The sequence below is a fragment of the Acidimicrobiales bacterium genome (genome assembly GCA_036378675.1).
Taxonomy (GTDB): Bacteria; Actinomycetota; Acidimicrobiia; order Acidimicrobiales; family Palsa-688; genus DASUWA01.
This window is the reverse complement of the sequence record DASUWA010000045.1, coordinates 29,146-54,257: the sequence shown is the minus strand read 5'-3', so window position 1 is coordinate 54,257 and position 25,112 is coordinate 29,146. Positions and strand designations below refer to the sequence as shown.

22 protein-coding genes and 2 tRNA genes are annotated in these 25,112 nt (G+C 65.0%); 15 read left to right on the top strand and 9 right to left on the bottom strand.

What is annotated here, in order from left to right:
* Positions 1–243: 243 nt before the first annotated feature.
* Positions 244–2,526 carry a DUF4062 domain-containing protein gene (locus tag VFZ97_14670; GenBank protein HEX6394676.1) on the bottom strand — a complete coding sequence of 761 codons (2,283 nt, stop codon included), beginning with the start codon at positions 2,524–2,526 and terminating at the stop codon, positions 244–246.
* A 579-nt stretch (positions 2,527–3,105) separates the two neighbouring features.
* On the opposite strand from VFZ97_14670, the gene VFZ97_14665 reads away from it, so the two are divergent.
* Both VFZ97_14665 and VFZ97_14660 read left to right on the top strand, forming a co-directional pair.
* Positions 3,106–5,775, top strand: coding sequence for a GH92 family glycosyl hydrolase (locus VFZ97_14665; protein HEX6394675.1), 2,670 nt, complete (start codon positions 3,106–3,108; stop codon positions 5,773–5,775).
* 151 nt (positions 5,776–5,926) lie between these two features.
* Positions 5,927–5,999: transfer RNA gene (locus VFZ97_14660), tRNA-Ile, on the top strand.
* A 41-nt stretch (positions 6,000–6,040) separates the two neighbouring features.
* On the opposite strand, the gene VFZ97_14655 is transcribed toward VFZ97_14660, so the two are convergent.
* Positions 6,041–6,250 (bottom strand): hypothetical protein, encoded by a 210-nt coding sequence (locus tag VFZ97_14655; GenBank protein ID HEX6394674.1) that lies wholly within the window; start codon positions 6,248–6,250, stop codon positions 6,041–6,043.
* A gap of 177 nt (positions 6,251–6,427) precedes the next feature.
* Here VFZ97_14655 and VFZ97_14650 point away from each other — a divergent pair, with 177 nt between their 5' ends.
* The 5 genes from VFZ97_14650 to VFZ97_14630 all read left to right on the top strand — a co-directional run bounded on the left by VFZ97_14650 (position 6,428) and on the right by VFZ97_14630 (position 13,264).
* On the top strand, positions 6,428–6,634 hold the full coding sequence (locus VFZ97_14650; GenBank protein HEX6394673.1) for a DUF3565 domain-containing protein: 207 nt from the start codon (positions 6,428–6,430) through the stop codon (positions 6,632–6,634).
* Positions 6,635–6,732: 98 nt separating this feature from the next.
* Positions 6,733–7,164, top strand: coding sequence for a hypothetical protein (locus VFZ97_14645; GenBank protein ID HEX6394672.1), 432 nt, complete (start codon positions 6,733–6,735; stop codon positions 7,162–7,164).
* Between the two features lie 106 nt (positions 7,165–7,270).
* Positions 7,271–8,632 (top strand): pyridoxal-dependent decarboxylase, encoded by a 1,362-nt coding sequence (locus VFZ97_14640; protein ID HEX6394671.1) that lies wholly within the window; start codon positions 7,271–7,273, stop codon positions 8,630–8,632.
* A gap of 138 nt (positions 8,633–8,770) precedes the next feature.
* On the top strand, positions 8,771–10,483 hold the full coding sequence (locus VFZ97_14635) for a S8 family serine peptidase (protein ID HEX6394670.1): 1,713 nt from the start codon (positions 8,771–8,773) through the stop codon (positions 10,481–10,483).
* Between the two features lie 33 nt (positions 10,484–10,516).
* On the top strand, positions 10,517–13,264 hold the full coding sequence (locus VFZ97_14630; GenBank protein HEX6394669.1) for an EAL domain-containing protein: 2,748 nt from the start codon (positions 10,517–10,519) through the stop codon (positions 13,262–13,264).
* A 4-nt stretch (positions 13,265–13,268) separates the two neighbouring features.
* Here VFZ97_14630 and VFZ97_14625 read toward each other — a convergent pair whose 3' ends face one another.
* The 4 genes from VFZ97_14625 to hppD form a co-directional block, all read right to left on the bottom strand.
* Positions 13,269–14,543, bottom strand: coding sequence for an MFS transporter (locus VFZ97_14625; GenBank protein ID HEX6394668.1), 1,275 nt, complete (start codon positions 14,541–14,543; stop codon positions 13,269–13,271).
* A gap of 34 nt (positions 14,544–14,577) precedes the next feature.
* The gene (locus tag VFZ97_14620; protein ID HEX6394667.1) at positions 14,578–15,498 is read right to left on the bottom strand and encodes a DUF6065 family protein; all 921 of its coding nucleotides are present in this window, start codon (positions 15,496–15,498) and stop codon (positions 14,578–14,580) included.
* 126 nt (positions 15,499–15,624) lie between these two features.
* Positions 15,625–16,791 carry a homogentisate 1,2-dioxygenase gene (locus VFZ97_14615; GenBank protein ID HEX6394666.1) on the bottom strand — a complete coding sequence of 389 codons (1,167 nt, stop codon included), beginning with the start codon at positions 16,789–16,791 and terminating at the stop codon, positions 15,625–15,627.
* A 3-nt stretch (positions 16,792–16,794) separates the two neighbouring features.
* Positions 16,795–17,922, bottom strand: a complete 1,128-nt coding sequence (gene hppD / locus VFZ97_14610) for a 4-hydroxyphenylpyruvate dioxygenase (GenBank protein HEX6394665.1) — start codon at positions 17,920–17,922, stop codon at positions 16,795–16,797.
* A 90-nt stretch (positions 17,923–18,012) separates the two neighbouring features.
* Here hppD and VFZ97_14605 point away from each other — a divergent pair, with 90 nt between their 5' ends.
* Positions 18,013–18,483 carry an Lrp/AsnC family transcriptional regulator gene (locus VFZ97_14605; protein ID HEX6394664.1) on the top strand — a complete coding sequence of 157 codons (471 nt, stop codon included), beginning with the start codon at positions 18,013–18,015 and terminating at the stop codon, positions 18,481–18,483.
* 83 nt (positions 18,484–18,566) lie between these two features.
* Positions 18,567–19,478, top strand: coding sequence for a phenylalanine 4-monooxygenase (locus tag VFZ97_14600; protein HEX6394663.1), 912 nt, complete (start codon positions 18,567–18,569; stop codon positions 19,476–19,478).
* Between the two features lie 18 nt (positions 19,479–19,496).
* Here VFZ97_14600 and VFZ97_14595 read toward each other — a convergent pair whose 3' ends face one another.
* Together VFZ97_14595 and VFZ97_14590 are read right to left on the bottom strand one after the other, a co-directional pair.
* Positions 19,497–20,312, bottom strand: a complete 816-nt coding sequence (locus VFZ97_14595; protein ID HEX6394662.1) for a hypothetical protein — start codon at positions 20,310–20,312, stop codon at positions 19,497–19,499.
* 11 nt (positions 20,313–20,323) lie between these two features.
* A complete protein-coding gene (locus VFZ97_14590) occupies positions 20,324–20,887 on the bottom strand; it encodes a hypothetical protein (protein HEX6394661.1) in 564 nt (187 codons plus the stop codon).
* 123 nt (positions 20,888–21,010) lie between these two features.
* Between VFZ97_14590 and VFZ97_14585 the strand changes: the two genes are divergently transcribed.
* The 6 genes from VFZ97_14585 to VFZ97_14560 all read left to right on the top strand — a co-directional run bounded on the left by VFZ97_14585 (position 21,011) and on the right by VFZ97_14560 (position 23,921).
* Positions 21,011–21,793: an inositol monophosphatase gene (locus VFZ97_14585; GenBank protein HEX6394660.1), complete on the top strand. Its 783-nt coding sequence runs from the start codon at positions 21,011–21,013 to the stop codon at positions 21,791–21,793.
* A 480-nt stretch (positions 21,794–22,273) separates the two neighbouring features.
* Positions 22,274–22,609: a WhiB family transcriptional regulator gene (locus VFZ97_14580; GenBank protein HEX6394659.1), complete on the top strand. Its 336-nt coding sequence runs from the start codon at positions 22,274–22,276 to the stop codon at positions 22,607–22,609.
* A gap of 10 nt (positions 22,610–22,619) precedes the next feature.
* On the top strand, positions 22,620–23,075 hold the full coding sequence (locus tag VFZ97_14575) for a DUF523 domain-containing protein (protein HEX6394658.1): 456 nt from the start codon (positions 22,620–22,622) through the stop codon (positions 23,073–23,075).
* Positions 23,076–23,095: 20 nt separating this feature from the next.
* A tRNA-Val gene (locus tag VFZ97_14570) sits at positions 23,096–23,169 on the top strand.
* A gap of 65 nt (positions 23,170–23,234) precedes the next feature.
* Positions 23,235–23,573, top strand: coding sequence for a hypothetical protein (locus tag VFZ97_14565; GenBank protein ID HEX6394657.1), 339 nt, complete (start codon positions 23,235–23,237; stop codon positions 23,571–23,573).
* A gap of 9 nt (positions 23,574–23,582) precedes the next feature.
* Complete coding sequence (locus tag VFZ97_14560; GenBank protein HEX6394656.1) at positions 23,583–23,921, top strand: type II toxin-antitoxin system PemK/MazF family toxin; 339 nt, start codon at positions 23,583–23,585, stop codon at positions 23,919–23,921.
* 128 nt (positions 23,922–24,049) lie between these two features.
* On the opposite strand, the gene VFZ97_14555 is transcribed toward VFZ97_14560, so the two are convergent.
* Positions 24,050–24,829, bottom strand: coding sequence for a hypothetical protein (locus tag VFZ97_14555; protein ID HEX6394655.1), 780 nt, complete (start codon positions 24,827–24,829; stop codon positions 24,050–24,052).
* Positions 24,830–25,112: the final 283 nt, after the last annotated feature.

Sequence of the window (25,112 nt, the reverse complement as noted above, 5' to 3'; positions counted from 1 at the left end):
GCGTCCATTGGAGCCACGGTGAGTCGGGGGACCCTTGCGATGGTCGCATCATGTGTTCTGCGCTTACAGCCGTCAGCGTGCGCTGGATGGCGGGGTCGCTCGAGACGAGCCACATCTGTAACGCCTGACCTGGCGCTGGCAACGTCGGGTCTGGCTCAGACCGAAACTGATTGCGCAGAATTTGGCCGAATCGGCTCTCGTTGAGCTCTTCTGCGCTGTCCCAGATCGCCTGCTCTAACGGTGTCACCATGCCCATGAAGCGACTGTTTCAGGCCTGCTCCAGGCTTGGGAACTGAAAGAACAGCCAAGCGCTTGCTCGGCAAGCCGGATGAGATCTTGGTACACCCGAGCCTTTCGACCGGGATCGAGGTACGTGGACAGTCGTTCGTAACGCCCGGAGCGGGGATCTGGCGAACCCTGCACCCAGGTCACATGAGGCGGGCCATTCCAATCGACGCTCAGCATTGGGTCTGGCCAGGTCTCGAACACGGTCACGACGGGATCCCCTTCGCCGATCGCAGCTTCCGGCAGTTCCGCAAGCTTCATAGTCGTAGCTAAGTCACGCCAGTCGGTCCGCCAGTTCAGCACTGCCTCTAGAACGAGGTCATCGCGCTGCCTTTGGTGCATCCGCCTCAAGCGAAGGAGTTCCCGTTCGGAGAGCCGATCGAATCGGTCCCCGAAGGGTTGGACCTCTGCCACTAGCTGCTTGTAGCGAGCGAGCGATTCAATCGTTGCCAATACGAGAGGAGATCGGCTGGCGAAGGCGTTGCCCGGCAAGAAGTTGACCTCACCAGCCGACATCCACTCCGTGATCGCGGTTGGCGACCCGACCCCAGGAACTTCGGCAGAGCGCCACGCAGTCCAGTCGTCCGCGACAATGCATTCCGCAGACCTACCGTCCAACGTTTGAAGAGCTAGGCCGAACACCGCCACATCATCCGCCTGGGGGGTGCGGCTCTCCAGAGGAACCAGCCGGAGATATCGCGCTTGGCCCACAGCACCGTGACGTTGGAGCGTCAGAGCGGTTTCTTCAGGACGATCATTGCCCGACATCGCCGCTACAAAGACTGCGAACTCTGGATCTGCTGACATCAGGTCCGTTACCTGTCGAGTGAGTGAAGCGTGAAGAGCCCCGAGATAGGTGGCAAAGAGGGGATGTGCGAATGACACACTGGGTGTGAGTTGTACAACTCCGGCCTCGCTGAGTCTTTGGATCAAGACATCAGCGGAAGGCAGCGAGTATCTGGCCAGGACATAGTCACTCGCAGCCCACCGCACCAACGCTTCAAGGGCTTGGTCGCTAGACAGGTTCGGTTCCGGCCAGGCCGCGAACGCGAGCGCCCCTCCCGCATGGACAAGCATCCGCTGTTCGAGAGGCGAATACGACCCGGAGATCTTGATTCGATGCTCTATCAACTTCTCTAGGAGAACCAAACCCGTTGATGCGACGGGCCCGACCTCGAGCAGGGCCCACGTCCAGAGCGGCCATCGGGCAAGATCAGAGACCTGCTCGGGGAAACGTCGAACCTCAGGAGCACCGACTGCTTGAAACATCTCGTGCGTCTGTACATCCGATAGGGCCGCAAGTGTGTAGCGAGCGAAGGAAGCTAGTTCGCTCGCCATCGCCCGGCGGACGCAACAGGTTGTACGGCAGCGAGGAAATCGAGAGCAGAAGCGATCGAGATCGGCCAGGAAGATCCGTCGGTCATCGGATGCAAGCGCGTCGATACCATCGACGACGACAGCGATTCGCCCATCACGAGCGAGCTGATGAAGTAGCTCCTCCCCTGGAAAGAAGCGAACGCTCTCAAATGCCCCGAGGATGAGGCCCTCTGCTGATAGAGACGACCGAGTCGGCACGATGACGATCGGCAAGCGCCCGTGCGCGTTGTGACGCCTCAAAGTTGCCAAAGCGGTGTAGGTCTTGCCTGACCCACCGATCCCCTCGAGCACTACATTTACTTCTAAGTCCGCAATGCTGGTTGCCGCGACCGAGTGGTGCTCGCCAGCCTGGTCGGCTGCCGAATGAAGATATCGGACGAATCCGAGCGGGAGGTCCTCTCGCACAACTCGTTCTCGTCGCCGGAGCAGTTCATCCAATTCCTCGAGCAACCCAGAACGGACGATTTCACCTGACCTAACGGATGCAGCGATCGCGTTCACAACTGCGCTCGCGAGGTCGCTGTGGTCCCCCCGATGTACGCGCACATGCCTCGACTCGATCAGCGACCGAAATGACTCGGTGTCCTTCGTCGGCTCGCCCACGAAGAACGGCAAGATCTTCCGGGATGTGTCTGCGTAGGCGGCTTGATACTCCGCTTCCGTAGCCTCCGAGCCTTGGCCAGCCACGATCACCACGTAGAGGTCGCAACTGCTTGCAACAGCGAGGTAGTGCTCTTCGGCAGTCTCTCCTGCTGCCGTGGCGTGGAATTCGAAAAGCCAGCCATCGGCAAGGCTCAGCCCATCCAGCGCCGAATTGATGGCTTCGCGTTCGGCTGCCAATTCGCCGATCGTCGACGAAATCATCACAGTTGGCCTACGACGAACAATCGCATTCATGGAGTCGATTCCCAATGTTTAGCCATGCGGCCGGAACGGCAGGCCAAGGGTCCTCGTCACCTAGGGGTCCTAGGGCGCAGTATGCCACTGACCCGAGGGGCATGATGGCTTCGGTCCGTCTACCACTGGCGATCCCGCGAGATGCACGCTGACTGCCCTCGGGTCGACGCGGACGAGCGCATAATCACGAATTGGCTACTGGCTCGAGCCCGATCCGAACCGGCGATCCCGCGGCACGAGGCGTCGCCATCGGTGGGCTTCACGCACCGAATGCATAATCACGACCCCGGAGCGTCAGTCAGCCGACCAGAGCCGGCGTTGATCCGGATTCAGCTCGCCCGTCGACACACCCTGTGTGGTTTGCTTTCAGCGCGTAAGCACGCTGCCCTCGCGGCAAGTCGACCGTGGCAGTCTGATGACCTGACGGTGCGGCCCTACTGTCCGCGCAATCTCTCCCTCGATCCTGCGCAGCGGGTTGTCGGAGGGGAGTGGAAGCGCAGCGCCGCCGGCAGGAGGTGAAGTCCTCGCCGCCGAACAACCAATGCAATGCGGAAGCATCTGCGTAAGCGCGGTGCCGCCGCGACTTTGGTCGTCTTGGGGTGGCTGCTCGCGTCCCTTCTGTCTCCCACGTACGCCGCGACGCCCCGGTCCGACTCCGCCCAGCCTCCGGGTGATCCGGCCGCCCTCGTCAATCCTTTCGTTGGGACTGGTTCCGGGCCTGGCCAGATCGGGCCGATTGACACGTTCCCCGGCGCCGACGTGCCGTTCGGAATGCTGCAGTGGAGCCCGGAGACCACCCCGAACCGACCCTTCGGAGGCGGCTACGCGTATGGGGACGGCACCACCATCGGATTCAGTCTCACGCATCTGTCGGGCCCCGGTTGCCCGGTGTTCGGCGACGTTCCGATCATGCCCGTTCCGGGAGTCCCGACCTCGCCCGGTCAAGCGACCGCCACAATCCGACCCGGCAGCGAGGTGGCCGCCCCCGGCTCCTACTCCGCCACGCTCGAGCCGGGCACACAGGTATCACTTGCAGTGACCCAGCGAACGGGAATCGCCCGCTTCGCCTTTCCTTCGGGGCCCTCCGCCAGCGTGCTGTTCAAGGTGGCCGCGAGCCAGTTCCCTTCTCAGGCCGCGGCTGTCACGAGCATCGGTGATCGGACCGTTATCGGTTCGGTCGGAGACGGGGCCTTCTGCCTATCGCCCAGCCACTACACCGTGTACTTCGCGGCCGAGTTCTCCCGGCCGTTCAGCGGGTCGGGCCAGTGGGTCACCAACGGCATGGTGCCCACCTCTCTCACTGTCCCAGGTCAGGCTCCTGGTGACCGCGGCGAGTTCGTAACGTTCGACACATCCGGGTCGCGGACGGTGAGCTTGAAGGTGGGCGTGTCGTTCACGAGCGTTGCCGAGGCGGAGAAGAACCTTCAGACCGAAGACCCCGGTTGGGACCTCGGCGCTGTAGCCAGTAGGGCTCACCAGGCGTGGGACGACCAACTGGACCGGATCGGTGTCGCCGGCGGGACACCCCGGCAACAGTCCGTGTTTTACACCGCCCTCTACCACTCGCTGCTCCACCCGAACGTGTTCTCCGACGCCGACGGCAGCTACATCGGTTTCGACGGATTGGTACACAACGCCGGCAGGCGAGTCCAGTACGCCAACTTCTCCGGGTGGGACATCTACCGCACCCAGTTCCCCCTGATCTCTCTCCTGGACCCGGGCGTGACATCGGATATGGTCTCCTCGCTGCTTGCTGACGCTGAGCAGGGCGGGTGGTTGCCGAAATGGCCAGTGGCGGCGAGCTACACGTCGACCCAGGACGGCGACTCTGCAGACGTGCTCATCGCCGAGGCGGACACCTTCGGAGCCAAGAACTTCGACGCCGCCGCGGCCCTCGCAGCCATGGTGAAGGGGGCAACCTCGTCGGGAGCGGGCCAGGGATGGTACGTGGAACGAAAGGACCTGCTGAGCTACGAGACGCTCGGCTACGTACCCACCCTCATGGGCAACCCGCAGGGCGGTGGTGTGCCCGTCACCGAGACCTACTGGGGGAGCTCCCAGACCCTCGAGTACTCAAACGACGACTTCGCCATTTCGCGTTTCGCCGCGGCCCATGGGTCCGTGGCGGTCGCGAGCGAATTCCAGAACCGGGCGGCCAACTGGCAGAAGGTGTTCGATCCCTCATTCGGCACCATGGCGGCTCGGTCGCCGGACGGATCATTCCCTGCCGGACCGGACACATACGAGCCTTACCCGACTTACGGCCAGCCCGGTTTCGAAGAAGGTTCCGGCAGCCAGTACACCTGGATGGTGCCCTTCGACCTAGGGCAGCTGGCGGACGCCTTCGGCGGTACCCGTGCCGCGATCGCCGCCCTGGACACCCACGTAGCTTCGCTCGAGTCCGGCCCCCAATCCGACCAACTGTGGGTGGGCAACGAGGTTGGCCTCGGCACTCCCTGGGAGTTCGACGCGTTCGGGGAACCATGGCGTACCGCCCAATTAGTCCACCAAATCGCCACGACTTACTACACGGACACTCCCGCCGGCGAGCCGGGCAACGACGACCTCGGGACCATGTCGGCCTGGTACGTCTGGGCCGCTCTCGGGATGTACCCGCTAGACCCAGCCGCGGGCACCGTCGTACTGACCGCACCGATGTTCGACTCGGCCACGCTCCATGTCGGCGGCCGGACCTTGCGAATCGCAGCTCCCGGGGCGTCCGAAGGGCAGAGGTACGTATCGTCGCTCGCGATCGACGGCGCGGATCACGCCGCTCCGTGGGTGCCCGCCGCGACCCTGCAGGAGGGCGGCACCTGGGTGTACTCGCTCAGCGGATCGGCCGCCTCGGCTTGGGGTACCGACGGCTCGCTGGCGCCACCCTCGTACACGATCGGCGCGGCCCCTGCACTTGGATTCACGACGCCGTCAGGGCAGATCTCCGTTCCGGTCGGGAAAGCGACGCCGATCGACCTGTCGGTGCGAAGCCTCGACACCGCGGTCGGAGGCGTTAGCTGGTCCTCGTTCACCGATGCCGGCGTGGCGGTCACCCCCGCGAACGGGCGACTGCAATTGTCCACTGCTCCGGGGTCGACGGTTAGTGTGCCCGTGTATGTGAGGGAGCTGGTTCCTGGTCCGCACCGCTTGACGTTCACCTTCACAACTGAGTCGGGTACCCGGCTACCTTCGGTCGTTGTCGATGTCGAAGTGCAGCCCTGACCAGCCAGCCACGCCGCTGCTCGACCTAGGACGAGTTCGTCGTGATTTGACCGTTGGTTCGGGTGTGCATTTGAAATGGTGGAGCGGATCTCGCGTCAGCGGGATTTCGCTACAGTCGGAATCCACATAAAGCGCCCGTACAAGCGCCCAAGGGCCTGTAGCTCAGTGGTTAGAGCGGGGGACTCATAATCCCTTGGTCGTGGGTTCGATCCCCACCGGGCCCACTCACTCACCAAGCTGGCGGTAGCCCAGGCGTACCTCAGGCTCAAGCCTGGGTGGTGACCGCCGCCAGTCGTTCGGCCCGTGCCAGTCTCTTCTCCCGCTCCGCCAGGTCCATCTGGCGAATCGAGTCGTAGAGCTGCGCGGCGCGCTCGTGCATCAGCGCTGCTTCATGGTGCATCTGAATTGCCCAGCGGTAAGCCCGATGCCGTACCGCGGCCTCATATCCCTCGATAGACGTAGCTGCTGCCCCCATGTCGGGCAACGGTACATTCCGCCACAAGGCGCTGAGAAGTCCCCTTCCTCGACTTCGCCGTATGTCCCGTTGGTCCCATCTGGCAGCCGAACAGCCATTTGCGAATCTCTCTGCCGTGCAGTTGGAGCGCTCACGGGTTTAACCGCACCATGCAGGACCTTCTAGCCTGGAACATCCGTGGAAAGAGCGATCACCGGGTTCCACCAGGACGACGCCCGCGACTGGGTCGCCGAGCTTTCGTGCGGCCACAACCAGCATGTGCGTCACAAGCCCCCCTTCCAACTCCGTCCGTGGGTCGTCGAGGCGAGTGGCCGCGAGGAGCGGTTGGGAAGCCCTCTCGAGTGCCCGCTGTGTGACCGGGGCGAGCCACCGGGGTCCCGTTGATCGAACCCCTCCGCAAGGGTGAACCGTACCCGGGGCGCCTTCCGCCGGTTCGTGTGCAGTGGCAGCGACTTCCCAAAGCGGCCCGGATCCTGCTGATCGTGCCACCCGCCGCCCTCGTCGGCGGGCTCTTCGCAGCGAGTGTCGCAGCAGGGGTCGCGGCCGCCGTGCTGGCAGCAGGAGCCGGCGTGGCTACGGCCACATACGTGAAGAACCGGACCGATCGGCACAACGCCGCCGTCGACAGAGGCGACATCATCGTCCCGCCGGATCCCGGCCTGCGCCGCGTTGATCCGTCGACCGTCGAGACCTCGGTGTCGCAGAGGCTGTCCGCCCTCGGCTACCCGAGCCAGGAGCTGGGCCGGGTTCACCGTTTCGACGGTGGCTGGCTGGTCGAGAGAAGAAGGCGAGGCGAGCTCGCGGTCGTGATCGGCGATGACGGCGGACTGGCGTACTACGACCCCCGCTGGGTCCCCGACATACGCGCGGCGACCGAATACCGCGCCGGCAGGGGCAGAGAACCCGGAATCTGACAGGCCGGAATCTGACAAGCCGGAACCCGACAAGCCGCAACCTGACAACCCCGGCCTCCGGAAACCATTCACCGATCCAGGAACTGCCCTGCGGCAAGCTGGCGTAGTGGGAAACCCGATGTTCGAGCCTGATCCGAAGCTCGTCTCCATGGTGTTCGAGTACTGCCGCTGGCGGTTGTCTCTCGACCCGGTCCCGCTCGACCTCCCCGGTGACAAGAGGATTCTCGACGAGGCGTTGTCGGGACTGATCGGCGCAGAACCACGGGATCCCGAAGAAGTCTTCCGCGTGTTCACCGACACCCTCGCCCCCGCGGTTCTCTCCGCCGACAGCCCGCGGTTTCTCGCCTTCATCCCGGCCGCTCCGACCAAGGCCTCTTTGCTATTCGACATGGTCGTGTCCTGCTCGTCTCTCCAGGGGACGTCCTGGCTCGAGGCCTCTGGCGCCATCGCAGCAGAGAACCAGGCCCTGAGACTCCTTGCCGACCTTGCCGGTCTTCCCGAGGAGGCTGGTGGATGCTTCGTCTCAGGTGGCAGCGCCGCCAACCTGTCCGGCTTGGTCGTCGCGAGAGAAGTAGCGCGGCACAAGCTCGGACGCGACAGGAACCGGACCTTGCGAATCGCGGTGAGCGACCAGGCACACTCGTCGGCGACGAAAGCGCTAATGGTCACAGGCATGGAAGCACTCGTTGTGCCGACCGAGCATTATCGCTTGACCGGTGACGTACTTGAAGCTGCGCTCGCTGCCGACCCTGACCCAACCAGCGTGATCGGAGTCGTAGCGACAGCCGGCACCACCAATGCCGGAATTATCGACGACCTCGAATCCGTGGGGCGATTCGCCAACGACCGGGACCTCTGGTTCCACGTAGACGCCGCCTACGGCGGGGCGGCACTTTTCGCCCCCTCGGCGCGCAGCCGGTTCGCGGGGATCGAAAGGGCCGATTCGCTGGTCATCGATCCTCACAAGTGGTTATTCGCGCCGTTCGACTGTGGAGCGTTGATCTACCGGAAGCCCCACCTGGCACGGGCGGTGCACACCCAGAACGCCAGCTACCTGGACGTGGTTCACACCGGCGCGCCGGACGAATGGAACCCGAGCGATTACGCATACCACTTGACCCGGCGGGCCCGGGGGCTGGCGCTGTGGTTCTCACTCAGCGTCAACGGCACGGACGCTTACAGTGACGCTGTGGAGAGTTCCTTGCGCATTGCGCGCGAAACAGCCGACCTAATAGAGACAAAAAGTCACCTTCAACTCCTTCACCAACCACCGCTTTCCGTGGTGCTCTATAGGCGTAATGGGTGGTCACCCGAGGACTATGACCGGTGGTCGGCACAGCTGGTCGCCGACCAGGTCGGTCTCGTCACGCCGACCAAGTGGCAAGGAGAAACCCTTGCTAGGCTTGCGTTTCTTCATCCTCACACCACATTGGCCATGGTGGACGAAGTCCTCGAATCGATGAAATAGGCCACAACTAGACATTCGGCACAACCGTATCGGGTCGTTCAGTTTCCGGTAATAACCACGCAAAGAAATTTCCTAAAGACCCCCGAGTTTGTTTACGATAAGTAGTTAGGAGACCACTCAGGGGAGGGGGGCCAATAGATGGAGCTTTCGTCTTGCGGTGTTCCAGGAGAACGTCGAAGCGGATTCTTCAGCTGGAAGCGTAAGGCCTTAGCGATCGCCGGAGCGCTGCTGACAATGGGGTCGGCGGCGCTCTTCGGCGCGTCCGCGGCCACTGCAGACACGAGTGTTCAGGTCATCGTCTGGACGACGGGGAGCGAGAACATCGTCGGCGACGTCGCCAGCGTGGGTGGCACGGTCATCCAACAGTTCTCCATCATCAACGGCGTCGAGGCGACGGTTCTCAGCAGCGAGGTTGCTGTCCTCTCCGCGATGCCCGGGGTCAATGTCACCCCGGACATCAGTGTCAATGTTCAGAGCACCACACCCTCGACGGGACCGCACACTCCCTCTGACGCATTCCTTGCTCAAACGGGCGCAACACAACTGGCCCAAGCCGGCGACACCGGCAGGGGTGTCACCGTTGCAGTCGTTGACACGGGCATTTCCAACCTTCCCGACTTCGCCGGCCGACTCGTCGGTGGTGTGGATCTCAGCGGCGAGAAGAACGCCTTCCAGGACAGCTACGGCCACGGAACGTTCGTTGCCGGTCTGATCGCCGGAAACGGCGCATCGTCGAATGGTCAGTACAGCGGTGAGGCCCCAGGCGCCAACCTCGTCTCGATCAAGGTTGCAGGCGCCGATGGCACCACCAAGCTCGGCACCCTGATTTCGGGATTGCAGTGGGCGGTCAACAACGAGGGCACCTACAACATCAAGGTCCTCAACATCTCGTTGGGATTCCAGCCCGACCGGTCCACCGTCAACAACCCTCTGGACCTCGCGGTCGAACGGGCCTGGGGCTCCGGACTCGCCATTGTGGTGTCCGCCGGCAACTCCGGACCTTTCAACGGCACCATCACCTCGCCAGGTGACGATCCCCTCGTAATCACTGTCGGCGCTCTCGACGATCTCGCCCAGGCCACCGTCGCCAACGACGAGATGAACAACTTCTCCAGCGTCGGGCCGACCTCCCCCGACGGATGGGTGAAGCCGGACCTGGTGACCTCGGGCCGGTCGATCGTCAGCCTCGCGGCGCCCGGATCGACGATCTACAACAACTACCCGTCCGCGCGGATCGGGTCAGGCAACTTCGTCGGTTCCGGCACCTCCTTCAGTGCCGCGATCACCTCCGGCGCGGCCGCGCTGGTACTTGCCAACAATCCTTCCTACAGCCCCAACCAGATCAAGGCTGACCTCCTTGGAGGGGCAGGTCCCGGACCCATAGGCAACCCATTCGTGGACGGCCACGGAGCTCTCAACGCTTACGCCGCTTCCATCGCCCCGTCCTCGGTCAACTTCAACCAGTCGACCACAGGCGAGACTTCGACCTCGAACGGCACGACCGTTCCCCTCTGGAACGGGAACTCCTGGAACGGCAACTCCTGGAACGGTAATTCGTGGAACGGGAACTCGTGGAACGGGAACTCGTGGAACGGTGCCGCCTTCAACGGGAACTCGTGGAACGGGAACTCGTGGAACGGCAACTCCTGGAACGGCAATTCGTGGAACGGCAACTCCTGGAACGGCTTCACGTTCAACGGGAACTCGTGGAACGGCAACTCCTGGAACGGTGCCGCCTTCAACGGGAACTCGTGGAACGGGAACTCGTGGAACGGGAACTCGTGGAACGGGAACTCGTGGAACGGTGCCGCCTGGAACGGTAATTCCTGGAACGGCAATTCGTGGAACTAGGAGCCGGTCGCTCGCACACAGGGGGCTGAGCTGTTGAACCTTCCCACGAAGACTCGAACGATCGTTGCCCTGTGGGTTGTCGGTGGAATGGCCGCTTTGGTTGTTGCCAGCCTTGCACCGTCCAGCTCACACGGGTTGACGAGAAACCAATGGATAATCGCGGTGGCGATCGGAGCTCTGATCGCCGGCAACTGGGTGCGACCGGTCGTTGTCTACATGGGCAACCGCATCGACACTTTCCAGATGGACGAAGGATTCTTCGTGATCCTCGCCCTCCTGGTACCGCCTGTCGTTACATTGGGCACCTACGCCGCGGCTGCGATCGTCTCTCAGGTGGTGAGGAGACGGCAGTTCGTCAAGTCTGCGTTCAACGTCGGTGAGACCGTCCTCGCCGCCGGGCTCGGGTTGGCCGTAAGCCGCGCGATAGCGGTCCCATCGAAGTCGATCACCGCCAAGGAAGGGGCTGCGGTCCTTCTCGGAGCAGCGGTCTACCTGGTGGTGAACAAGGCCTCCCTGGCAAGCGTGATGTTGTCCATGGGCTCCGGCTGGACAGCGATAGGTGTCGGTGTCGAGGTTCCGCTGGCCGCGGGTGGCGCGGTCGTCGGCATCGTGGTGGCTCTGGCCATGCAGGCGCATCCCTGGCTGATTGCAGCGGTGATTCCAGCCCTCATCGTCGAGCTCGGGCTCGTCAAGAGCCGCTTCAGCGCCCAGCACGACCGCACTCGAATGAAGGGCCTGTTCGAGGTCGCGCTGGACGCAAGCAGGAGCCTTCAGACACAGCAGATCGTCGATTCGATTCTGTCGTCGGCGAAAGACTTGCTGCGTTGCCCCGAGGCGGTCGTCACCGACGAAGCGCCGGCGGAGGAGCAGATGGCAGCACGGCTCGACGTCAACGGAAAGCAGCAATGGCTCGTCGTTTCGGGCCGGCGGCGAGAGGAGCCCTTCGACGAGGCGGATCAGATGCTGCTGGATGCCGTGGCTGCTATCGGCAAGGGTGCGCTGACCAACGCCCAGCTGTTCACCCAGGTTCGCTTCGAGCAGAAGCGTCTCTCTTCGATCACGTTGAACATCGGCGAAGGGGTGTGCGCCATCGACGCCGATGGCCGCATTACCTTCGTGAACCCCGCTGCCGCCGACATGATCGACGTCCCCAGCCTGAGTGTGGCGATCGACGACGGGATCAGCGGCGACACCTTGTTGGCGCCGGAGTTCTTGCTCGGGCCTGCGAGGGAAGCGATGAGAACCGAGGGCGTGATTCGCGAGGACGACGCCCGGTTCGTCGGCCGGGACGGCAAAGAGATGCCGGTCGAGTACAGCGCATCGGCCGTTCGCGACCACGGCAAAGCCGTCGGCGCGGTCATCGCCTTCAGGGACACGACCGAGCGCAGGGCAATGCAGGAAGAACTGGTTCGTCACGCGTACTACGACAGCCTCACCGGCCTCGCCAACCGCGGGTTGCTGATGGAACGCCTGGCCGCTGCTCTCGGCCGGGCTTCCCTGGATCACAAGACGCACGCGATGATCTTCGTGGACATCGACCGCTTCAAGGCGGTCAACGACAACCTCGGCCACACAACCGGCAACGACCTCCTGAGAGAGGTGGCAGACCGATTGAGATCGGCGGTCGGCCAGCGGGATCTGGTCGCCCGTTTCGGCGGTGACGAGTTCGTCGTGTTCGTCGAGGACGTCGCCGGGATCGAGGAAGCGGTCGCATCTGCGCGGCGGATATGCGCCGTGGTTGAGAAGCCGCTGATCCTCCCCGGCGGTTTCGAGCACGTGGCGAGCGTGTCGGTTGGGATCGCGCTAACCGAGCCCGGGCAGTCGGCGGACGACATCCTTCGCAACGCCGACGTGGCGATGTTCGAGGCGAAAACAAAGGGCCGCGGGGGTGCCTACAAGGTCTTCGACCTCGCCGCGATGGGACCGCGATCCCGGAAGCGCCTCGAGCTGGAGGCGGCCCTCCGGAAGGGTCTCGACAGGGGCGAGATCGAAGTCCACTACCAGCCGTTCTTCTCCGTCGAGGACGAAGAGATCGTCGGTGCCGAAGCCTTGGTCCGCTGGCGGCACCCGACGGACGGGCTCATCCGGCCCGACCTGTTCATTCCGATGGCCGAGGAGACCGGCCTGATCCTTCCGCTTGGGCGCATCGTCCTCGAGCAGGCGTGCGAGCAGGCCCGCCTCATTCGCGACCGGATCGGCGTGGAGCTCGCCATGAGCGTGAACCTCTCGCCCAGGCAGTTCCAGCACAGCGGGCTGCTGAGCGAGGTCGCCAGCGCACTCGACTCGGCTGGCCTCCCATCGGAGGCGATCACCTTCGAGATCACCGAGATGATGGTCATGGAGGACATTTCCAGCGCCGCCGACATCATGAAGAAGCTCAGCCGGCTAGGGGTGAAGATCGCGATCGACGACTTCCTCGTCGAACACTCCACCTTCTCCTACCTCAAGCAGTTCCCCGTCGACGAGGTGAAGATCGACCGTACGTTCGTGCAGGGCGTGGCCACTGACCCGGTGGACACGGCGATCGTGCAGGCGATCGTCCGTCTCGCCGACGCGATGTGCATCGAGGCCGTCGCCGAAGGAGTGGAGAACCCCGAGCAGCTGGCCGGCCTGAAAATGCTCGGCTGCCCGGTGGCCCAGGGCTACCTCCTTTCGCGACCGCTGCCGCCGGCGGAATTCCTCGACCTGATCACCTCCAGGTTCGCCCCGAGGCTCGACTCGCTTGCCGAGCAGCCACCGGAGGCGCCCCTTCGGTTGCACACTAGGCGCTTAGTCGGCTAGTCGGTTAGTCAGCCAGCTCGACCTCGGGGGCCTCGCGCTTCTTCGGCGTCCGGCGATGGCTGCGCTGCACACTGGACTCGACACGGAACCGTGCGCGGACGACACCGAGCGCAACAGCAACCGCAAGCGACACGAGCGCTGCGGCGAACGCGTACGAACCGACCGGTCCGACCTGCTGACCGATCGCGGCCAGCGCGAGGACTCCCAGACCCTCGAGCAAGACGTTCGAGGAGATGGCCGCGGCCTCGACCTGCGCCATGTGCTCGGGCGGCGTGTTGAGCGCGAACGTGGTCCTTGCCCCGACGGTCCATGTACTGCCGAGCCCGGCCACGAAGTTGGCGGGGACGAGCAGCCACCTGCTCACTCCCACACCCAGCACGACCGCACCGCCGGCGAAGCCGACTGCGAACAAGAGCGCGAGCATCAGTTGGTTCAGGACGCGGTCGAGGAACTCGCGGCGCGCGAGGAAACCGGCCATGACAGACGTCCCCAACGGGAAGGCCGCCATGAGCACCGGCAACTGCGAGCCGTGGCTGAGGCTCGCCGCGAATGTCTCGGGAACCGCGGTGGCGAATACCGTTGCCCAAACCACCGGCGTCACCAAGGCGAGGATCGGTGTCGACGCGATGATCTTCACGCCGTGGAACGGGGGCGGGCGCCGCCTCCGAGGCCGCGACGCGATCGCCGGCAAGGTCCACAACACGACGACTGCGAACAAGTAGGTGACGACGTCGAACCCGAGAGCGGCTCGCGCCGATATCAGCAACGTCACCGTGGCTCCCGCGACGAAGCCGATCACCTGGGAGGCCTGGTTCACCGAGCTGGAAAGCGCGAAGTAACTGGCCCGCACCTCGTCGTCGAGCCCGTCTACAGCCGCTCCTCCTGTGACCGACGAGGCTGCCGTGCGAATCGCGCCGAGCAACGCCGCCGCGACCAGCGCTGCGGCAGTCGTGGGAAAGACAACGACGGCCGTCGTGACTGCGGCGCCGGCCAGCGTCAACCAAACCAGCGCGGTGCGTCGCGGGGGAACGTCGAGCCAGCCGGAGAAAACCGTGCCGACCAAAAGCGACGGGAGGCTGCGCGCCGCGAAGATTCCGGCAGTCGCGACCAGCGATCCGCTCTTGTGGTACGCGAGAAGCAGCAGGGCGGCGAGCCCGACGAAGTCACCGATCTCGGAGATCGTCTGTGCGCCGAGCAGCCGGGCCGAGGTTGGGTCGCGAAGAACTGCCTGTATCCCCCGCTTGCGGAGGTGCTTGGCGCGGTAGGCGGTGTGGCTCAAACGGACGGCCCTTCGACCGGGATCCCCAGGGTCGTTAGTCGTCGCTGTCGATGACGCCGGCTGTCACTGTTATGTCGGATACGTCGACTTGTGACTCGGCTTGGCCCTTGCGGTTGCGGGCCTGCCGGGTCTTGTAGTTCCCCGGCGCGGCGTGGCGGTGGCGCGCTCCCTTTATGTCGACGTGGTCGGCCCACACATCGTCGGGCATCGCAGCTATGCCCCCGGCGATCACCTTCGCCTTTCGAATGGTGCTCGGGGCGTAAGCAATTTCGGGGACCAGGCTCAGAGTTGCCGCCGGCAGGTCGCGGTAGAAGCGCACCACCCTGTCGCGGTCGGTTAGGCGGATGATGACCGGCACCCACGACTGGTACCACGAGGTTTCGAGGAGCCCTTCGAGCACCTGGTACCCCTGGGTGGGAAGGTTCGGCGTGCTCCGCACGAGTGAAGCCCATCCCGGGCTGGTACGGGCGATGACCCCGAACATCAGCTCGACGTTCTCCTGCGCCTTGGGATCGCAGTTCGCGAGAAGGATGCCTCCAGGGCCGGTGATCTCGCCGAGTTGCGCCCGTCGTTGCTCGGTCAGGTCGCCGTAGTCGCGATACTCCTCCGGGATCCACACCTCCCGCGCGCCTGACAGCGAGTGCCAGTGCTCGGGTTCGTTGTCCACAAGAAACGCAAGGTGCGTCTCCTTGCCGTCCCACCGGAGCGCGAAGTCGAGAGGCGGGAAGATCGCCCATCCGTAACTGGAGGCTTGGCTGACGGGCGGGCAGTACTGGTGGGCACGGTGGGGCAGGAACCCTGGGACCATGTCCATGATCGGTCGAGGCATCGGCGCTTCGCGCAGATAGTGGAAGAACTCGATCTCCGGCGCGGCGAGCTCGATGGTGTTCGCCTGGCTCCCGTTTTGCTCGAGTGCATGTTGTTCAAGAGCACCCAGATCGATGGCGTCCGTCATGTCCGATCTCCCTTCGCGCCTCGTGCGCTACACCCCGTTCCGGTCTCCGCCGTCCGGCAGTCGCCGAGCCCGCTACTCCCCCCACAAGATTAGCCTTGAATGCCCCGCCCCCTCATGCCACCCCGGCTACAGCGGTTGGGCCCAACTCCACGGGTAGTCGGCATCGGCGACGGAGCGAGCGTCGGCGCTGATCGACAACGGTGCGAACGTGTCCACCATGACGGCGGTTTCCTCTGTCCTGGTCTGGTCGGCCGACGCTTCGACGCTTCCGGGCTGGGGTCCGTGGACGAAGCCGGCGGGGTGCAGCGTGATCGAACCCGCCGATATCCCCGCCCCCCGCCGGCTCATGAAGTCACCGTCGGAGTAGAACAGCACCTCGTCGGAGTCGACGTTGGCGTGGTGGTAGGGGACCTTCACTGCGCCGGGATCGAAGTCGAACAGGCGGGGGACGAAGCTGCAAACGACAAAACCAGGCCCCGCGAACGTCTGGTGCACGGGCGGCGGCTGGTGTATCCGCCCGACGATCGGCTCGAAGTCTCTGATGGAAAAAGCAAAGGGGTACGCGCAGCCATCCCACCCGACGACATCGAACGGGTGGGTGGCATGCAGGTGCCTGGCCCATCCGTGGCGAGTCCTCACCAGAACAGCCGTAGGGCCAGTGTCGGCACTTACGAGCGGACCTTCCGGCGCCCGTAGGTCGCGCTCGCAGAACGGCGCGCCTTCCTTCAGCTGTCCCGTCGGCGTCCTGTAGCGGGCGGGGATCTCGACGTGCCCGGCGGCCTCGAGCACCAGCGCGCCCAGACTTCCGCCGTCGGGGAGCACCCACCGGTGGGTCGTTGACGCCGGTATCGATACGTAGTCCCCGGCGCTCACGCGCAAAGTTCCGAACACCGATTCGAGGGTGGCGTCGCCCGACTGCACATACACCAATTCGTCACCTGCAGCGTTCCGGTAGAGGTCGCTCGACGCTGACGCTTCCACCCAGCAGATCGTCAGTGTTGCGTTGCCGAGAAGGACGTGGCGCCCGAGAACCGGGTCTCCGCCGGGGGCGAGCTTGGACGCCCGCAGGTGCCACGGCGCGAGGGGGTTGTTCGCGGTAAGCGCCGCTCGCGCGACCGAAAGCGGCTCCACCGCGGTGATCGCGCTCGGCGACCGCAGGTGGTAGAGCAGGCTCGACGCGCCCGAGAAGCCCTCCTCACCCATCAGCTCCTCGTGCAGCCGTGACCCGTCTGCTGACCGGTACCACGTGTGCCGCTTTCGCGGCACGTCACCGGTGCGGACGTAGTAAGTCATCGCCTATAGGTTGCCTCGTCGAGCCTGCTCTCGCTCGATCGCCTCGAACAGCGCCTTGAAATTCCCTTCCCCGAAGCCGCTCGCGCCCTCCCGTTGGATTATCTCGATGAACAGCGTCGGCCGGTCGGTGACGGTCTCGGTAAAGATCTGGAGCAGGTAGCCGCCGGAGTCAACGTCCACCTCGATGTCAAGTTTCTGCAACTGCCCCCAAGGCAGATCGAAACCCTTCACCCGCACCTTGGCGTCCTCGTAGTAAGTGGCCGGCATCTCGAGGAAGCGCACACCTCGCGACCTCATCGCGGCAACCGACGTGACGATGTCCGGCGTGCCGAGAGCGACGTGCTGCACACCGGGGCCGCGGTACGCCTCGAGGTATTCGGTTATCTGGCTCTTGCGCAGACCGGGTGCCGGTTCGTTGATCGGCATCACCACACCTGCGCGGTTGTGTATGACCGTCGAGCGGAGCGCCGAGTACCTGGTAGAGATCTGCTCGGCGTCGAAGTGGCGCATTTCGGTAAACCCCAGAACATCCTCGTAGAAGGCGACCCATTCGTCGAGCCGGCCCTCTTCGACGTTGCCCACGACGTGGTCGATGTAGGAGAGCCCGAATCGCCGGCCCTCGGGGCTCCCCGGAAGCCGTTCGGTGGTGAAGCCCGGTCCCCAACCCGCGTCGCCGGCCCAGTCGCTGCGATCCACGAACAGGTGCCTCGTCTCGCCGTAGGTGGCGATGGCGGCGGTCGTGACCGATCCCGCGTCGCCATTGACGCTGGTGGGCTCAGCCACGACCGTCGCTCCCTTTGCTGCCGCTGCCTTGGCAGCCACGAAAGCATCGTCGGTGCGCCAGGCCAGGTGGCGGATGCCGTCACCGTGTTGGCGGACGTGGCGGGTGATCTCGCTGTCGGGGCCGAGCCCCGCGGTCACCACGAACCGGACCTCTCCCTGCCCGAGCACGTAGGAGACCCGGTCGGGGACGCCGGTCTCGGGACCGGAGTAGGCGAGCACCTCGAAACCGAACCCCGAGCACAGCCACGCCGTGACCGCCCGGGCGTTCCCCACCCACCACTCGAGGTGGTCCCAGCCCGTGATGAGGCTGGCGACGGTGGGTGCCGGCGCGGTCTCGGTGGTTGCCATACAGACAGCGAACCGCGAGTGCGCTCATATTGCAAGATACCGCTGGAAGGCTGAGCAGATTGATCAGCAAACGGCCACTAGACTGTGCATATGATGCAGCCATACGAGCTGGATGCGGTAGACGAGCGGTTGATCGCGGCGCTTGCCCTTTTTCCGAGGGCGGGGATGCTGCAGCTCGCCCGTGAGGTCGGCGTCGCCCGGAACACCGCTCAGGCCCGCTTCGACCGTCTCGTCGAGGCCGGCGTGATCACCGGTTTCGGTCCCGACCTCGACCTTCGGCGGCTCGGGTTCGGGGTGTCCGCCTACGTGAGCCTCGAGATCGCCCAGGGGCGGGGGCCCGCCGTCGACGAGCACCTGCAGGCGATCCCCGAAGTGGTGGAGGCGTACATGACCACCGGCCCGTCCGACCTGCTGTGCCGGGTGGTCGCCCGGGACAACGACCACCTCGGCCAGGTCATAAACCTCATCCTCGAGGTGCCCGGCGTCGTCCGCACCACGACCTCGCTCATCCTCGCCACCCGGGTGGCCCGGCGGGAGCGGCACGTGATCCATGCTGATTGATTGGGCTGATTGATTGGGCCGGTTGATGGGGCCGACGCAGGGGGTACTGGACATTTCAGAAGGCAAGCCGTGAGGTACTGGACGTGACGGCCGAACGGGACCATGATCGGGGTGTGATCCCGAGCCGGTACTCACCGGTCCGCAAAGGCCCTGGCGGCAAGGTCACCGTCGAGCTTGCGGGCGACCATCCCGGCGTCACCGACCCCGACTACCGAGCCCGCCGCGACGAGCTCGCCGCGCTGGCCGCCTCGTGGCTGCCGGGGCAGCCGATCCCGACCCCCGAGTACACCGACGTCGAGCACTCGGTGTGGGCGGAGGTCAGCGCAGCGCTGGAGGAGCTGCACGAACGCCACGCGTGCACGGCTTACCTCGAAGGCAAGGACGACCTGCGGCTGCCGTCGGAACGGGTGCCGCAGCTGAGCGAGGTGACCGCCCTGCTCGAACCGCTGGCCGCCTTCCGGTATCACCCGGTCGCGGGACTGGCTCCGCTTCGCGACTTCTACGGGTCGTTCGCCGGCGGCGTGTTCTGGTCGACGCAATACCTGCGCCACCCGTCGGTGCCTCTCTACACGCCAGAGCCGGATGTCATCCACGAGGTGATCGGCCACGCCAACCAGCTCGCAGGTCCGGGGTACGCCGATCTGTACCGCATGGTTGGCGCGGCGGTGGAGCGGACCCGGAGCGAGCACGCGCTCAAGTTCCTGTCGCACGTGTTCTGGTACACGATGGAGTTCGGCGTGGTGTACGAAGGTTCCGAACTGAAGGCGTTCGGTGCCGGGATCCTGTCGTCGGTGGGGGAGACGGCGGCCTTTTCCGAGGCGGATGTCCGGCCGGTGGACTTCCTCGCGATGGGCAACGCTCTCTACGACATCACCCGTTTCCAGCCGGTGATCTACGCGTGGTCGTCGCCGGGGGAGCTGGAGGAGGGGCTGGGTCGTTTTCTGGAGAGCTACGACGATTCGACGCCGGCGAGGCTGGTCCGCCAGGCGAGCTAGCTTGCCGGACCGAGTGGCCTAGAGGCTGGTCCCGCTCCAATCGAGCAGTGGCGGCTGGGCGACCGGGGTACCGAGGCTGAGGGCGATGTCGGTGTGCTCGTCGAGGGGGATCTGGGTGGGGTCGCCGGTCCAGAGCTGTCCGTTCACGTATGCGGTCACGGTCCCGGTGTTCGAGCCGATCTGGGTCGGGGACAGAGCCTGGTTCCAGATCCCGAAGACCTGCCCGAGGAGGAAGTTCCGGGCCGAGGGCGACTCGAGGTGGACGATGCCGTCCGTGGCGTGCACGTGGATCCAGTAGAGGCAGGGGTTCGAAGTCGAGCCGCTGCCGGTTGCGAACTGACCTTTGGTGGTGTTCTCGACCAGCGCCGGCGGCACCATCCCGATGCCGAGCGGGACCGACTTGGGCACCCCGTTGATGAAGATCGACAGATGGATGTGGTGGTGGTAGACGAGCTGCTCGCCAGTGTTGCACTGGACGCCAGCGATGACCGCTCCGGTCAGCCCGGCGTTGGGGCTGGCGAGCTGGTCACCGAGCTCGAGCGGGACGTTCTCCGGCCCCAGACCCCCGAAGGCCTTGTGCCCGTTGAAGACGTAACCCACCAGGGGCTGGTGAGGGTTGGCTTTCTTGGACGTGCCGCCGCCGCTCGTAACGATGACGACGACCACCGCGACGATTACTGCCACGACCAGCGCGATGAGAAGACCGTAGAACCGCCCCTGCGACCTGGCGGGCCGCCTCTTAGGGGGGCGGCGGTTGCCGCCGCCGCGGTTTCCGGTCCGAGGCGGTGGCTTGGCTCCGCCCCTGGCGGGAACACCCGTCTGCTGCTTGGACACGAGGGCCGAGACTACTCCTGGGCGAGCCAGGCGGGGGCGCGCTCGAGGAGGTACTGGCTCACTGCGAGAGCCTTGTCGAACGTCTCGCAGAGCAGCTCCTCGCCGGCGAGCACCCTCGCCAGCGAAACCTGCTGGCGGGCGACGATGGTGATGCGCCGTTCGGCCGGATCGGTCGCAGTCGCGTAGCTGTCGATCGCGGACGACTCGAGCGGAAGCTCGATCCCGCCGACTCCGGCGAGGTCGATGGCAAGGCGAAGCAGGTCAGGACCGTTGGGCAGCGGAGGCAACGCCCACGTGAAGGTCAACGGAAAACGGAACTCGTCCGGCGGCTCCTCGCCCTCCTCCAACTCCACGACCACGTCCTCGAACGCCAGGAGAACCCGAGGGTCGACCTCGAGCGCGAGGTGCAGGTCGAGCGGGCCGTTGCAACCCTCCTCGGGATGCAGGTCGACCTCCCACGCCTGGCGCAACGAGTAGGTCTCGACGAAGTGCCTCTCGTCGTGGACATGAAAACCGTGGTCCACGGCGTGGTCTTTCAGCTCGGCTACGTACCCGGCGACGTCGATGACCGCCATTTGGTCAACCCTACCTGGCCCCACGCAGGTCCCGGCTTGGGCCTCGGCCCGGGCTTGAGCTCGGCCCCGGCCTGGGCTTGAGCCCGGCCTGGGTTGGGCGCGGGCTGAGATAGCTTCGCCTTCGTGCCCCGCCGTCCCGAACAGGTGCTGGATGTTCTCCATGATGTAGTCACCGCGGTTGCGGCGAGCCTCAAGGGACTCGACGATTGGGGCCTCGCCGGCACCCGGGACGGTCAGTACCGCAGCGACCTGGTCGCCGACCGGGCGGCCCTCGAGGTCATAGGCGCCGCGGGGTTCGGCGCGCTGTCGGAGGAGTCAGGTTTTCACGACCGGGACCGGGAGATCCTTGTGGTGCTCGACCCGGTCGACGGCTCCACCAACGCTTCCCGGGACGTGCCCTGGTGGGCGACCAGCGCATGTGCGGTCGATTCCGAGGGTCCTGTCGCAGCGGTGGTCGCCAATCAGGCGATCGGCCGGCGCTTCGAGGCGATCCGGGGCGGCGGCGCCCGGCTCGACGGCCAAACGATTACTCCCACTAATTGCGAGACGATGGGCGAGGCGATCGTCGCCCTCTCCGGTTACTCCCACCGCTGGCTCGGCTGGTCGCAGTACCGGGTGCTGGGGGCGGCGGCGCTGGATCTGTGCGCGGTGGCGTGCGGGCAGATCGACGCGTTCATCGATTGCGCCTTCCACGCGCTGGCTCCCTGGGACTACCTCGGGGGCGTGCTGGTCTGCCGCGAGTCGGGCGCGCAGGTCGTCGACGCCTTCGGCGAGGATCTACTGCTCCTCGAGTACGGACCTCGGCGGACACCCGTGGCCGCGGCAACCCCGGGGTTGCTGGAAGAGGCGGTCGCCGCCCGGCTCGGACTCGAGCATCTTGCACCGAACCTGAGCCCTGACAAATAACCGAGCCCTGACCAATAACTGAGCCCGGAAAAATAAATAGTTTGCGTTGCCCGGCGTCCCGTGGTGGGATTAAGGGCGGCAGGGAAGGACCCTGTTCGTCGGCGTTCTGCCGGAGGCGTACATGAAAGGAATGACTTGGTGTTGAGTTGCCTCGCATCGAAGCCGTCCCTCCGCGTGCGCTCTGGCGCGCCCGCGGCCTCGGCGCGACCGGCCGCTGCTTTTGCTGCTTTCTACGCAGCTAAGGGGACCTCCGAGCAGCTCGCCATGACCGTCATTGACCACAACGGCACGAAGGTGTGGCCCCTGAGCCCTAAGGACTGGTCAACTGGATAGACAGTTGAACAAAGTTCCGCAGAAGGGCTCAGAGGCCGCCGGGAAACCCGGCGGCCTCTGTCTTTTCCGGGCCAAGGCCAAGAAAGAAGTTCGAGCAGAGCAGTACTTCGAATAGCGATTCGCAGAACCCAGAAAGGAACGGGCGAAATGTTCGCCATCGACACAATCCATAGTCTCAACGAAGAGACAGAGGATCGGACCGACGGGTGGGCCGACGAATGGGCCGACGCGAGCTGCCGTGACGAGACGGGAAGCCTGACCGAGCTGTTCTTCTCCGATCAGATCCCTGACATCATCCGGGCGAAGGGACTTTGCGCTACTTGCCCGCTGGTGGACCCCTGCCTCAGTGGTGCCCTCGATCGTCGGGAGCCTTGGGGAGTGTGGGGAGGCCAGCTGTTCCTGAACGGCAAGATCCTCGCCCAGAAGCGCCGGCGAGGCCGGCCGCCCAAGAACCCCACGCCGGGGATTCAGCTCACCGCGTAGTTTTAACCCCGTGCGAGCCGGCGGGGAATCGGTGAGTTCGGGAGGGGAGACCATCCTGGTTTCGGCCTGCCTCCTCGGCGTGGAATGCAACCACCGAGGAGAAGGGCGTTCGGCGCCGGCGGTAGAAGCGCTTGCCGCCGGCGCCCGCCTCATCCCGATCTGCCCGGAGGTCGTTGGGGGGCTTCCGACGCCGCGGCCTGCCGCGGAAGTAGGCGCCGATCGCCGCGTCCGAACCGCAGCCGGCGAGGACGTGACCGAGTTCTACGAGCGAGGAGCCCGCCACGCGGTCCAAGTCGCGATCGCCGCCGGCGTGAAGCGAGCGGTCCTGAAGGCGCGATCGCCGTCCTGTGGTTGCCATCAGATCTACGACGGCACCCATCGCCATGTTCTTGTCGACGGCGAGGGCCTGACCGCAGCGGCGCTGCGCGAGGCCGGCGTTCAGGTGGTGTCCGAAGAAGACCTCTAGCATGGGAGCCCCGATACATCGGGCGCTTAGCTCAGATGGTTAGAGCACTGCGCTTACAACGCAGTGGTCGGGGGTTCGAGTCCCTCAGCGCCCACCGACACCGAAGTTGGAAACTCCATTCGAACCGGCTGCCCAACAGCAGCCACTACCCTGGATAGCGTGAGTTCTTCGGTTCCTGCCCGCTCGGAAGCTGATTTGAGTGTGGCAGAGCGCGATGCACTTGAAGCAGCTCATCGCGAGCTCCGCGCAGCGGTTAACGCGTACGAGGCGTTCCTTGGAAGGGAACTGCAGCCTGGGATACCCGTGACCGTCGTCAGGGCGGAGGAGATTCAGAGTGCTCAAGAGCGGATCGAGAGCGCTGAGCGACGGCTGTGGGATCTCCGGGAGCGCCTTCTCGGGTGGGCGCGCCCTCCGTGGGCACCTCCGGCCACGCTGGTTAGCGACTGGATCCTCGAAGACGATCCCGGTTACGACGATCAGGCCGAACTCGACCAGTAACCAATAAACTTGGATCGCGGCGAGATCTACCTCGGTCCCTTCCTCTATTCCGATCTGGCGGGCTCGAAACGACGGCCAGTGTGCGTGGTGTCAGCACCGGCCTACAACGCGGGGCCAGACGTCGTCGTGTGCATGATCACCAGCGGAGCACGGTTGACATCGCCGCGGCTTGGCGATGTGGTCGTACGGGATTGGCAAGGAGCGGGCCTCCTAAGGCCCTCAGTCGTCCGGGTCGGTCGTCTTCAAGTGATCGAACAGCGCCTCCTTTCGAGCAGACGCGGGGCGCTTGCTGCTGCTGACCTTGCCGCCGTTGACCAAGCGCTCAGAGAAGTACTCGGCATGCCGTGAACCAAGTGCCAGGCGGTCGGGGCTAATTCATTTGCACCTGGCGATAACTCGACGACTCCCTGCAGCCAGTGAAGCAAGTCCTCTGAGTTCGAAATAACGACAACGCAGTACCACAACTCAACGTCTGGCTACTTGCCATACGTCACTTGAACAGTGCTTGCGGAGTTGCCTGCCGGACCAGGCTGCCAACTTCCGGTCAACGCCGTCCAGGTCCAGTTGCCGAAAGTCACCGCTGCGATGTGGTACTCCCAGGCGTGCGCCACCGCCCAAGAAGCGACCTGCCATCCGGTCTTGAGACTCAGCGGTACGCCCAACATCGGAGATCCGAGCTCGTGGGTTGCGGCTGCGTCGAGCGCTGCCGGGTTAGGCACACCTCCGGTGAATGTCGACAGCTCGCAGGAGAAAGTCGCCGGTTGCTCTCCGGTCAGCGCGATTGCAAGCGCGCGAGCCTCCGCCTCCCACCTTTCGTACGCCGTGGGCGCCGCGCTCAGCTGCACGGTCTGCGCGGCCTCGGTGACGGGGATCGTTGACCACCCGGCGACCTGCACCAGCCGGCGGTAGAACGCCGTCGTCGCGTACACCGAATCGAGGAGTTGCGCACGGGTACCCCAACCCTGCGACGGCCGCTGCTGGAAGAGCCCAACTGAGTCCAGGTCGCCATACGTCAAGTCGGTGAGCTTTGACTCTTGAAGGCTGGTTGCCAGGGCGACCGTGACCGCGTGATCAGGAAGCCCCATCTTCAGGGCAACGGCAGCGATGATCGCCGCGTTCTGGGCCTGCTCGGGCGAGAGCCTGAATGCTTGTCTGCCGGCGCCAGACGGAACCGTGCATCCCGAGCTGACCGCTTTGTTGCCGGAGTAAAGCTGCGTCCACGCGATCCACCCGGCCAACGTGGAAACCAGCAGCACGGCGACCGCCATCCTCCTTCTTCCGCGACGACCCTTGCGCCGGCCTCGTCTCGGCTTGACGTGCTGACGGGCGTACGGGCGGGAAGGGGTGGACCTCGCGGTTCTGACGGCTGTGGGCACAGGAGGGAGTGGGGGCTCAGGCGTGTCATCACGCCGACGGGCGCTTCCATACTTATTGACTCGATGCCGAGATGGGCGGCACCCGCTGCCCCGTTGGGCCACGCCCGATCCGTGCGCAACGGGAGCGAGGTGGCAACTGGCGCTAGCCGATCGAGCTCGTCGA

Coding starts and splice junctions, on each gene's coding strand:
- hppD (HEX6394665.1), bottom strand. CDS start 17,922: ATGGCAACCACCGAGACCGCGCCGGCACCCACCGTCGCCAGCCTCATC.
- VFZ97_14670 (HEX6394676.1), bottom strand. CDS start 2,526: ATGATTTCGTCGACGATCGGCGAATTGGCAGCCGAACGCGAAGCCATC.
- VFZ97_14590 (HEX6394661.1), bottom strand. CDS start 20,887: ATGGCGGTCATCGACGTCGCCGGGTACGTAGCCGAGCTGAAAGACCAC.
- VFZ97_14615 (HEX6394666.1), bottom strand. CDS start 16,791: ATGACTTACTACGTCCGCACCGGTGACGTGCCGCGAAAGCGGCACACG.
- VFZ97_14605 (HEX6394664.1), top strand. CDS start 18,013: ATGATGCAGCCATACGAGCTGGATGCGGTAGACGAGCGGTTGATCGCG.
- VFZ97_14580 (HEX6394659.1), top strand. CDS start 22,274: ATGTTCGCCATCGACACAATCCATAGTCTCAACGAAGAGACAGAGGAT.
- VFZ97_14665 (HEX6394675.1), top strand. CDS start 3,106: ATGCGGAAGCATCTGCGTAAGCGCGGTGCCGCCGCGACTTTGGTCGTC.
- VFZ97_14620 (HEX6394667.1), bottom strand. CDS start 15,498: ATGACGGACGCCATCGATCTGGGTGCTCTTGAACAACATGCACTCGAG.
- VFZ97_14635 (HEX6394670.1), top strand. CDS start 8,771: ATGGAGCTTTCGTCTTGCGGTGTTCCAGGAGAACGTCGAAGCGGATTC.
- VFZ97_14655 (HEX6394674.1), bottom strand. CDS start 6,250: ATGGGGGCAGCAGCTACGTCTATCGAGGGATATGAGGCCGCGGTACGG.